Origin of the sequence: Streptomyces sp. NPDC002588, assembly GCF_040295925.1 — a bacterium.
Taxonomy (GTDB): Bacteria; Actinomycetota; Actinomycetes; order Streptomycetales; family Streptomycetaceae; genus Streptomyces.
The window spans coordinates 273,529-284,332 of the sequence record NZ_JBEOWF010000005.1 but is presented as its reverse complement, the minus strand read 5'-3'; the positions used below and the strand labels follow the sequence as shown (position 1 = coordinate 284,332).

Genomic DNA, 10,804 nt, shown 5'->3' with positions numbered 1-10,804 from the left:
GGAAGCACGGTAACGTGTGGAGGTGACCGGTACTAATAGGCCGAGGGCTTGTCCTCAGTTGCTCGCGTCCACTGTGTTAGTTCTGAGGCAACGACTGTGTTTTTTCCGGTCTAACTTCATAGTGTTTCGGTGGTCATAGCGTGAGGGAAACGCCCGGTTACATTCCGAACCCGGAAGCTAAGCCTTACAGCGCCGATGGTACTGCAGGGGGGACCCTGTGGGAGAGTAGGACACCGCCGAACAATCATTCAGAGGGTTGGGTCCTGAACTTTGGTTCAGGGTCCAACCCTTTTTTGCTTTCTGTCACTTGCAGTTCACGTTGCGCCCTCAGCATCCACGACATGGGTACTGCTGCAATGCTCAGGGCCGCCGGTGTCGGGATCGGTGACGAGGTCATCGTGCCCGCCTTCGGGAACGCCGAAGTCGCCGGCGCGGTCACCCTCGCGGGTGCACTGCCGGCGTTCGCCGACGTGGATCCGGTGACGTACTGCCTGGACCCGGCCGCCGTCGCAGCGGCCGTAACTCCACGTACCGCGGCCGTCGTTGTCGTACACCGCTTCGGGCGGCCGGCCGATGTGCCGCGGTTGCACGCACTCGGGCAGCGGCACGGGCTGCTCGTGTTGGAGCAGGCCGAGTCCGAGGCGCCGTACGACGAGATCGCCCGGCGGCGGGAGCGCGCGGCCTACCTGGACACGCGGTTGCGGGGCGTGCGGACACCCGATGGCGGGGACGGGCACTCCTACCAGCAGTACGTCGTGCGGGTGCCGGGCAACGGCCGGCCGGACCGGGACGCGTTCGCCCGGGCTCTGCGAGGCAGGGGAGTTGAGTGCCGGGTGCCGGTGAAGACGCCCCTGCACCGGCTGCCCGAGTACCGGCGGTACGTATCGCTGCCGGAGACCGAGCTGGCCGCGGACGAGACACTCGCCCTGCCGGTCGACGCTTCGTTGACGAAACGGGACATGCAGCGGATCGTGGCCGCCTGCAATGCGCTCGGCGGACTGTTGCAGCCGGCCTTCTGAACGGTTTGGGAGCACGGGCCTGTTCGGGGTATGATCTATTGCGTTGCCGCGGGGGAAACCTCGAAAAGCAACCGGCCCCTATAGCTCAGTCGGCAGAGCGTCTCCATGGTAAGGAGAAGGTCAACGGTTCGATTCCGTTTGGGGGCTCCACAGAAAAACCCCCCGCCCTTTCGGGCGGGGGGTTTTCTCGTTTCCGGGGCTCTCAGGCCACGCGCATCGCCAGGATCGCCATGTCGTCGGACGGTGCGTCCGACGCGAAACGTTCGACCGCGCGCATGATGCGGGCCGCGACCGCGCCGGCCGTCAGGCCCGTGCAGGTGGAAAGGACGTCGGCGAGGCCGTCGTCGCCCAGCATGCGGGTGCCCTCCCGGCGTTCGGTGACGCCGTCGGTGACACAGAGCAGGACGTCGCCCGGGTCCAGGGTGATCGTCTGCTCGTAGAGCTCCAGGTCCTCGATCACACCGAGGAGAGGCTGCGGGTCGGCGGCGGGCTCGACAGTGCCGTCCTGGCGCAGGCGCAGCGGAAGGGGGTGCCCCGCGCAGACCACCTTGAGCTTCGCGCTGCCGTCCTCCTGAGGGCGCATCTCTCCGTAGAGGAGCGTCAGGAAGCGGCTGCGGTCGCCCTCGTCGAGGATCGCGGAGTTGAGGCGCTCCAGGACCGCCGGGCCGCTGAGGCCCTCTCTGGCCAGCAGCCGAAGGGCGTGCCGGGCCAGGCCGGTCACCGCCGCCGCGTGCGGGCCGGTGCCGCAGACATCGCCGATGGCGAAGCCGTAGGCGCCGTCGCTGATCGGGAAGACATCGTAGAAATCGCCGCCCACCTCGTTGCCCTCGCCGGCCGCCCGGTAGATGACGTCGACCTCCACGCCGTCGATCGTGGGAAGCCCCGGCGGCAGGAGGCTGCGCTGGAGGGACTGGCTGATGGCCGTGCGCTCCGAATAGAGGCGGGCGTTGTCCAGGGCGAGCGCGGCGCGGCGGGACAGGTCCTCGGCCAGCTCCAGGATCTCCTGGCGGAAGTGTTCGTCGGTGGGCTTGCCGAGGGTCAGCATGCCGATGACACGGTTGCGGGCGACCAGGGGGAGGACGACCGTCTCGCCGCCCACCGCGTGGGCCGTGGCGAGCGTGGGGCCGATACCCGAGGCCACCTGGTGGGTGGGGCCGCCGGTCAGGCCGAGGCTGCGCATCGACTTGCGCAGGGCCGCTTCGTGGGCGGCCTCGCCGGGGGCCGTCCAGACGCGGGCGCCCGGGGTGGGCACCGGGTCCGGCGGCGAGACCTTCGACAGCAACGACTTGATGCCGTCGATGAGTTCCTCGTCCTCGTGCAGGACGTAGGAGAGGTACGGCTCGGAGGCCTGGTCGGCGATCGTGTAGACGGCGCACCAGGTGGCCAGGGTCGGGACCGTCATCTGGGCCATCAGCGCAAGGGTCTGATCGCGGTCCAGTGTGCCGGCGAGGAGGTCGGAGGCCTCGACGAGGAAGCTGAGCGAGCCCCGGCGCAGGCGTTCCAGCTCGCCCAGGCGGGCCGATTCGACGGCCAGGGCGATGCGGTCGGCGGCGAACTGCAGGCGCAGCGCCTCCTCGTTGGAGTAGCGGCCGGCTCCCTCGGCCGCGACGCCGAGGGAGCCGGTGAGCCGGCCCTCGACCTTCAGGGGGACGGTGACGACCGAGCGCATGCCCGTGCCGTTCAGGAGGGGTACGGCGCCGGGGACGGCCGCCAGGTCCTCGTGGACGGCCGGCATCCGGGCCGAGCCGTAGCGGCCGGGGCCCGCTTCGACGGGTACGCGCGCGAAGCGCTGGCGGGCGGAGGGCAGGCCGGTGGAGGCGCGGACCTCGAGTTCCGTCTCGTCGTCGGTCGCCAGGAGCAGGAAGGCGGAGTCGCCGTCGAGCATGTCGCGGGCACGCTCCACCGTGCGCTGGAGGAGGCCGTCGAGGTCGTCCGGGGCCGGGGAACCGATGAAGACCTCGAAGGGGTCGGCGCTCTGGCCGTCGGCGGGGGCCGTGTCGGAAGCCGGGACGCGCAACGGGGTCTGCAGGACGGCACGTTCGTGGTCGCGGACCAGGAGACAGACCGTGGAGGGCTCGCCGTCGGTGTCGCGGACACGCAGATGGGAGGCGTAGACCGGGGTGACCCGGCCGGTGATGCCTCGGATGCCGTAGCTGCCCTCCCAGCGGGAGAGCTGGAGGGCCTCGGCGACGCCGGTGCCGGTGCCGGGGGTGTGGGGCCAGGCGGCGAGATCGGTGAGGGGCTTGCCGGTGACCTGGTCGGCGGGGTAGCCGAAGAGTTCCTCGGCGTCCTCGTTCCACGCCGAGATGGCGCCTGTGCGGTCGATCTGGACGACCGCCACGCGGACGCGGCTGTCGGCGAGCGGGAGGAGGTCCGCGGGCAGGGACGGGCCGGCGGCGCGGGTGCCGACCGGGCGGTCGGGGAGGTCGAGCTGGAACCAGACGTGTTTGTGGGTGGGGGTGTAGTCGACGCCCCAGCGGCCCGCGATGGCCGCGCACAGCTGCAGGCCGCGGCCGCCCTCGCGGTCGGGGCTTCCCATGCTTGCGAGGGAGCCCTGGAGGGGGATCTCCCGTTCCGGGTACCGGTCGGCGACCTCGATGCGTACACCGTCGTCGCTGCGCAGGCAGAGGACGTCGGCGTGGGTGCCCGCGTGGACGACCGCGTTGGTCACCAGTTCGCTGGTGAGGACCACGGCGTCGTCGATGATGTCGGCGAAACCCCAGCCCTGGAGGGTGTCGCGGACGAAGGAACGGGCGGTCGCCACGGAGCGCCCGACGGGCTCGAAGCTGGCGGCCGCGCGCGCGGTGATCACAGAACTCCTCGACCGGTTGTCGACGTGCGGGGTCCCCTGGCCGTCTCCGCCCTGCCGCTGGTGCGGTGGGCGCATGCTGGAAGACCGGGGGTCCGGGGGCTGTTCCCCAGGAATCAGTCCGGTGGTCATGTGTGCGGCCGCCCCTCCGATGCCCGCTCGTGCCTCGTGCCACCGCCCAGGCCGGTCGAACCGGCGCGGCTGGACAGCCGCATGCAAGGTTACTTACCTTCCCCGCCCGTGCGGATGCCGATCACCGGTGTTTTCCGCCCTGAGGGTGTGCGGACGGTGTGTGAAGCTGCCGAACTGTTATGGCCGGGTTCGGCAAGGGTGAAACACTGGGCAAGCTTGTTGTGAAGGTCCGGGCAGACTGGGTGTCTTCTGAGCACACGGGGCAGCAGCCCCGGGGGTTCGCCTGGTTTCATCGGGCGGCGGACCCAGTGGTGACAGGCACGGCGAGTAATGGCACCCCAGCACAGCGGTAACGGTCGAATCCCTGCGGGAGGGACAAGTGGAGTCTGGCGCAGCGACGCGGAGCACTAAGGCGCGCGCGAAAGGCGGACAGTCCCAGAGCAGGCGTGCTCCACGCGGTGGTACCACCACCGTGGACACGGCGGCCCTGGACCGGTTGCTGGCGGCCCTGGTGTCCATGCGGGAGGGGAACTTCCGCAAGCGTCTGACGGTGTCCGGCGACGGCGTGATGTCGGAGATCGCGGCGGTCTTCAACGAGGTGGCGGACCGCAATCTCCACCTCACGGGTGAGCTGTCGCGCGTACGTCGCATGGTGGGCCGGGAGGGCAAGCTCACCGAGCGGCTGGAGACGGGTGCCTGTGAGGGCTCGTGGGCGACGGCCATCGACAACTCGAACGCGCTGGTCGACGACCTCGTACGGCCCGTGTCCGAGGTGTCGCGGGTGCTGTCGGCGGTGGCGGAGGGTGATCTGTCGCCGCGGATGGAGCTCAGGACGCATGTGCCGGAGGGGGCCGGGCATCCGCTGCGCGGGGAGTTCCTGAAGGTCGGGCGGACGGTCAACAACCTGGTCGACCAGCTGTCCACGTTCACCGACGAGGTCACGCGGGTGGCCAGTGAGGTGGGGACCGAGGGCAAACTGGGCGGACAGGCCCAGGTGCGCGGTATGTCCGGTTCGTGGAAGGACCTCACGGAGTCCGTCAACACGATGGCGTACCGGTTGACGGCCCAGGTGCGGGACATCGCGCTGGTGACGACGGCGGTGGCCAAGGGTGATCTGTCACGGAAGGTGACGGTTCACGTCGAGGGGGAGATGCTCGAGCTGAAGAACACCGTCAACACGATGGTGGATCAGCTTTCCGCGTTCTCCTCCGAGGTGACCCGGGTGGCGCGTGAGGTGGGCACCGACGGCGTGCTCGGCGGCCAGGCGCAGGTGTCGGGTGTCGACGGTGTGTGGAAGGAACTCACCGATTCGGTGAACACCATGGCCGGCAATCTGACGGCCCAGGTGCGTCAGATCGCCGAGGTGACGACCGCGGTGGCCAATGGTGATCTGTCGCGGAAGGTGACCGTGCCGGCGCGCGGTGAGGTCGCGCAGCTCGCCGAGACGATCAATCAGATGACCGAGACGCTGCGGATCTTCGCGGACGAGGTCACGCGGGTGGCCAACGAGGTGGGGGCCGCGGGGCAGTTGGGCGGCCAGGCGAACGTGCCCGGGGCGGCGGGTACGTGGAAGGACCTGACGGACTCCGTCAACACCGTGTTCCGCAATCTCACCACTCAGGTGCGGGACATCGCGGCGGTGACGACGGCGGTGGCCAGCGGCGATCTGTCGCAGAAGGTCACGGTGGACGTGGCCGGCGAGATGCTGGAGCTGAAGAACACCGTCAACGGGATGGTCGACCAGCTGTCGGCGTTCGGTGCCGAAGTGACCCGAGTGGCACGTGAGATCGGTGTCGAGGGTGAACTGGGCGGCCAGGCACAGGTGTCGGGCGCGGCGGGCACGTGGAAGGACCTGACGGACTCCGTCAACACCGCGTTCCGGAATCTCACCGGACAGGTGAGGAACATCGCGCAGGTCACGACGGCCGTGGCCAACGGCGACCTGTCGCAGAAGGTCACCGTCGACGTCTCGGGCGAGATGCTCAAGCTGAAGAACACCGTGAACACGATGGTGGACCAGCTGTCGTCGTTCGCCGACCAGGTGACGCGGATGGCCCGGGACGTGGGCACCGAGGGGCGGCTCGGTGGTCAGGCGCGTGTGGACGGTGTGTCGGGTACGTGGAAGGAACTCACCGACTCCGTCAACTCGATGGCGGGCAACCTCACCTCTCAGGTGAGGAACATCGCGCAGGTGACGACGGCCGTGGCCCGGGGTGACCTGTCGCAGAAGATCGACGTGGACGCGCGCGGCGAGATCCTGGAGCTGAAGAACACCATCAACACGATGGTCGACCAGCTCTCCGCCTTCGCCGACCAGGTGACCCGGGTGGCGCGGGACGTGGGTACCGAGGGCCGTCTCGGCGGTCAGGCACAGGTGCCGGGTGTGGCGGGTGTGTGGCGCGACCTGACCGACTCGGTGAACGGCATGGCCGGCAACCTCACCGCCCAGGTGCGCAACATCGCACAGGTGGCCACCGCGGTGGCGCGCGGTGACCTGTCCCAGAAGATCACCGTGGACGCGCGCGGGGAGATCCTGGAGCTGAAGAACACCCTGAACACGATGGTCGATCAGCTGTCGTCGTTCGCCCAGGAGGTCACGCGGGTGGCCCGTGAGGTGGGTACGGAGGGACAGCTCGGCGGTCAGGCCGAGGTGCAGGGTGTCTCCGGCACCTGGAAGGACCTCACGCAGTCGGTGAACTTCATGGCGAACAACCTGACGATCCAGGTGCGCCAGATCGCCGATGTCACGACCGCGGTCGCCAAGGGCGACCTGTCGAAGAAGATCACGGTCGACGCCAAGGGCGAGATCCTCGAGCTCGTCACCACCGTGAACACGATGGTCGATCAGCTGTCCTCCTTCGCCGAGCAGGTGACCCGGGTGGCCCGTGAGGTGGGCACCGAGGGCATCCTGGGCGGCCAGGCGCACGCGTCGGGCGTCACGGGCATCTGGAAGGACCTCACCGACAACGTCAACCTGATGGCCAAGAACCTGACCATGCAGGTCCGCAACATCTCCCAGGTCGCCGCGGCCGTCGCCAACGGCGACCTGACCCGTACGGTGACGATCGAGGCTCGCGGCGAGGTCCAGCAGCTCGCCGACACCTTCAACACCATGGTGAAGACGCTGAGCTCGTTCGCCGAGCAGGTCACCAAGGTGGCCCGTGAGGTGGGCACGGACGGCATCCTGGGCGGTCAGGCGCATGTGCCGGGTGTGGCGGGCACGTGGAAGGACCTCACCGACTCGGTGAACGGCATGGCGTCCAACCTGACCGGTCAGGTGCGCAACATCGCCATGGTCACGACGGCCATCGCCAAGGGTGACCTGACGAAGAAGATCGACATCGACGCGCGCGGAGAGATCCTCGAGCTGAAGACGACCATCAACACGATGGTCGACCAGCTGTCGTCGTTCGCCGAGGAGGTCACACGGGTGGCCCGCGAGGTGGGCACCGAGGGGCAGCTCGGCGGGCAGGCACGCGTGCGTGACGTCGACGGCACCTGGCGCGACCTGACGGAGTCGGTGAACGAGATGGCCGGGAACCTGACCCGGCAGGTGCGTGCCATCGCGCGCGCGGCCACCGCGGTGACCCGGGGCGACCTGAACCTGAAGCTCGACGTGGACGCGGCCGGCGAGATCCAGGAGCTGCAGGACTACATCAACAAGATGATCGCCAACCTGCGCGACACCACGATCGCCAACAAGGAGCAGGACTGGCTGAAGGGCAACCTCGCGCGCGTGTCCGCGCTGATGCAGGGGCGGCGCGATCTGGAGGACGTGGCCTCGCTGATCATGAGCGAGCTGCCGCCGCTGGTGGCCGCGCAGCACGGCGCGTTCTTCCTCGCGATGCCGTCGCCCGAGGGCACGGACGATCCGTACGAGCTGCGGATGCTGGGGTCGTACGGCTACTCGATGGGGTCGATGCCGACCTCGTTCAGGCCGGGTGAGGCGCTGGTGGGGACGGCTGCCGAGGAGAAGCGCACGATCCTCGTGGAGAACGCCCCGAGCGGCTATCTGAAGATCTCCTCCGGGCTCGGTGAGGCGCCGCCGGCGCAGGTGATCGTGCTGCCGGTGCTGTTCGAGGGCCAGGTGCTCGGGGTGATCGAGCTGGCGTCGTTCGCGCCGTTCACGCAGATCCAGAAGGACTTCCTGAACCAGCTCGCCGAGATGATCGCGACCAGCGTCAACACCATCTCCGTCAACACCAAGACGGAGCTGTTGCTGAAGCAGTCGCAGGAGCTGACCGAGCAGTTGCGGGAGCGGTCGGCGGAGTTGGAGCAGCGGCAGAAGGCCCTTCAGGCGTCCAACGCCGAGCTGGAGGAGAAGGCCGAGCTGCTGGCGCAGCAGAACCGGGACATCGAGGTGAAGAACACCGAGATCGAGGAGGCGCGCCAGGTCCTGGAGGAGCGGGCCGAGCAGCTCGCGGTGTCGATGCGCTACAAGAGCGAGTTCCTCGCCAACATGTCGCACGAGCTGCGTACGCCGCTGAACTCGCTGCTCATCCTGGCGAAGCTGCTCGCGGACAACGCGGAGGGCAATCTCTCGCCGAAGCAGGTGGAGTTCGCCGAGACGATCCACGGGGCGGGTTCGGACCTGCTGCAGCTGATCAACGACATCCTGGACCTGTCGAAGGTCGAGGCGGGCAAGATGGACGTCTCGCCGACGCGGATCGCGCTCGTGCAGCTCGTGGACTATGTGGAGGCCACCTTCCGGCCGTTGACCGCGGAGAAGGGGCTCGACCTGTCCGTGCGGGTGTCGCCCGAACTGCCGGCGACGCTGCACACGGACGAGCAGCGGTTGCTGCAGGTGCTGCGCAACCTGCTGTCGAACGCGGTGAAGTTCACCGACTCCGGGTCGGTGGAGCTGGTCATCCGGCCGTCCGGGGCGGATGTTCCGGTGGCGATCCGGGAACAGCTGCTGGAGGCCGGTTCGCTGACGGATCCGGACGCGCCGCTGATCGCGTTCTCGGTGACCGACACCGGTATCGGGATCGCGGCCGGCAAGATGCGGGTGATCTTCGAGGCGTTCAAGCAGGCGGACGGCACGACCAGCCGCAAGTACGGCGGTACGGGCCTCGGGCTGTCCATCTCGCGGGAGATCGCCCAGCTGCTCGGCGGGGAGATCCACGCGCAGAGCGAGCCGGGGCGTGGTTCGACGTTCACGCTGTACCTGCCGCTGCACCCCAGCGAGCTGCCGCCGCAGGGCTACCAGCAGGTCGTGCCCGCGCTGGAGGCCGGCGACCTGGTGGCCTCGGAGCACAGGGCGATCGAGCTGTCCGAGCTGTCCGAGGCGGAGATCCGGATGCCGGCCGAGGTGAGGTCGTACCAGGACACGCAGAACGGGCCCGCGGCCCTCTTCCGGCGGCGCAGGCGGTCGGTGAACGGTGGCGAGCAGGTCGGGCGGCCGGAGCAGTGGGCGGCGCCGCAGGGGCAGCGCAACATCCGCTTCGGCGGTGAGAAGGTGCTGATCGTCGACGACGACATCCGCAACGTGTTCGCGCTGACGAGCGTCCTGGAGCAGCACGGTCTGTCCGTGCTGTACGCGGAGAACGGCCGGGAGGGCATCGAGGTGCTGGAGCAGCACGACGACGTCGCGGTCGTCCTGATGGACATCATGATGCCCGAGATGGACGGCTACGCGACGACGACGGCGATCCGCAGGATGCCGCAGTTCTCCGGGCTGCCGATCGTCGCGCTGACGGCGAAGGCGATGAAGGGCGACCGGGAGAAGGCGATCGAGTCGGGTGCTTCCGACTATGTGACGAAGCCGGTCGATCCCGATCATCTGCTGGCGGTGATGGAGCAGTGGATGCGGGAGGCGTGAAGGTTGCCGGCGGAGGTCGCCACGGTCGTGTAGCGGGGCGGGATCCGGGGAACCTTCTGATCTCCCGCTGCGTTCCTGCTACGTGCACAGTGACATCACGGTGACAGGGTGTGGCGACGGTCGGGGTGCGGCTACCATGACCGGCACAAGGAAGGGCGGCGCTAAGGAGTCGTCCCCAGGGGCGGCGCCCGGTGCACTGCCGGGGCGAGGAGGGCGGGCCATGGTGCAGAAGGCCAAGATCCTCCTGGTCGATGACCGGCCGGAGAATCTGCTGGCGCTGGAGGCGATCCTCTCGGCGCTCGATCAGACGCTGGTGCGGGCATCGTCCGGGGAAGAGGCGCTCAAAGCACTGCTGACGGACGACTTCGCGGTCATTCTGCTGGACGTCCAGATGCCGGGAATGGATGGTTTCGAAACGGCCGCGCACATCAAGCGGCGAGAGCGCACCAGGGACATTCCGATCATCTTCCTCACCGCGATCAATCACGGCCCGCACCACACATTCCGTGGGTACGCGGCCGGCGCGGTGGACTACATCTCGAAGCCGTTCGACCCGTGGGTGCTGCGGGCGAAGGTCTCCGTGTTCGTCGAGCTGTACATGAAGAACTGCCAGCTGCGGGAGCAGGCGGCGCTGCTGCGCCTGCAGTTGGAGGGCGGTGGCAAGGCGGCGGCGGGTGGTGCCAAGGAGCCCGCCGGGCTGCTGGCCGAGCTCTCCGCGCGACTCGCGGCCGTCGAGGAGCAGGCGGAGGCGCTGTCCAAGCAGCTCGACGACGAGTCGGCGGACGCGGCCGCGGTGGCCACGGCGGCTCATCTGGAGCGCAAACTCACCGGTCTGCGGCGGGCGCTGGACGCCCTGGAGCCGGGCACCGGGAACGGCGCGGCGTCGCTGCCGTCGCAGAACTGACGCGAAGGGCGGCACACTTGGGCGTGAGCGGGCATCAGCTTCCCGCCGTCACGGAGCGGATGCGCCGGTCTCACGCCCCTGCCATGCGGACGCGTCAGTTCCGCGCCCGAATGAGGGCG

General features: G+C 68.8%; 4 protein-coding genes, 1 tRNA gene and 1 rRNA gene. 5 read left to right on the top strand and 1 reads right to left on the bottom strand.

The window, feature by feature from the left end; translation table 11 throughout:
- The first annotated feature begins 125 nt into the window (after positions 1-125).
- The 3 genes from rrf (at position 126) to ABT057_RS08335 (ending at position 1,169) form a co-directional block, all read left to right on the top strand.
- A 5S ribosomal RNA gene (gene rrf / locus ABT057_RS08345) occupies positions 126-242 on the top strand.
- Positions 243-356: 114 nt separating this feature from the next.
- A complete protein-coding gene (locus ABT057_RS08340; protein ID WP_352341677.1) occupies positions 357-1,019 on the top strand; it encodes a DegT/DnrJ/EryC1/StrS family aminotransferase in 663 nt (220 codons plus the stop codon).
- Positions 1,020-1,093: 74 nt separating this feature from the next.
- Positions 1,094-1,169, top strand: a tRNA-Thr gene (locus ABT057_RS08335).
- 52 nt (positions 1,170-1,221) lie between these two features.
- On the opposite strand, the gene ABT057_RS08330 is transcribed toward ABT057_RS08335, so the two are convergent.
- A complete protein-coding gene (locus tag ABT057_RS08330) occupies positions 1,222-3,960 on the bottom strand; it encodes a SpoIIE family protein phosphatase (protein ID WP_352341663.1) in 2,739 nt (912 codons plus the stop codon).
- Positions 3,961-4,339: 379 nt separating this feature from the next.
- Between ABT057_RS08330 and ABT057_RS08325 the strand changes: the two genes are divergently transcribed.
- Together ABT057_RS08325 and ABT057_RS08320 are read left to right on the top strand one after the other, a co-directional pair.
- Positions 4,340-9,781, top strand: a complete 5,442-nt coding sequence (locus tag ABT057_RS08325) for a HAMP domain-containing protein (protein ID WP_352341662.1) — start codon at positions 4,340-4,342, stop codon at positions 9,779-9,781.
- 220 nt (positions 9,782-10,001) lie between these two features.
- On the top strand, positions 10,002-10,685 hold the full coding sequence (locus tag ABT057_RS08320) for a response regulator (protein ID WP_352341661.1): 684 nt from the start codon (positions 10,002-10,004) through the stop codon (positions 10,683-10,685).
- Positions 10,686-10,804: the final 119 nt, after the last annotated feature.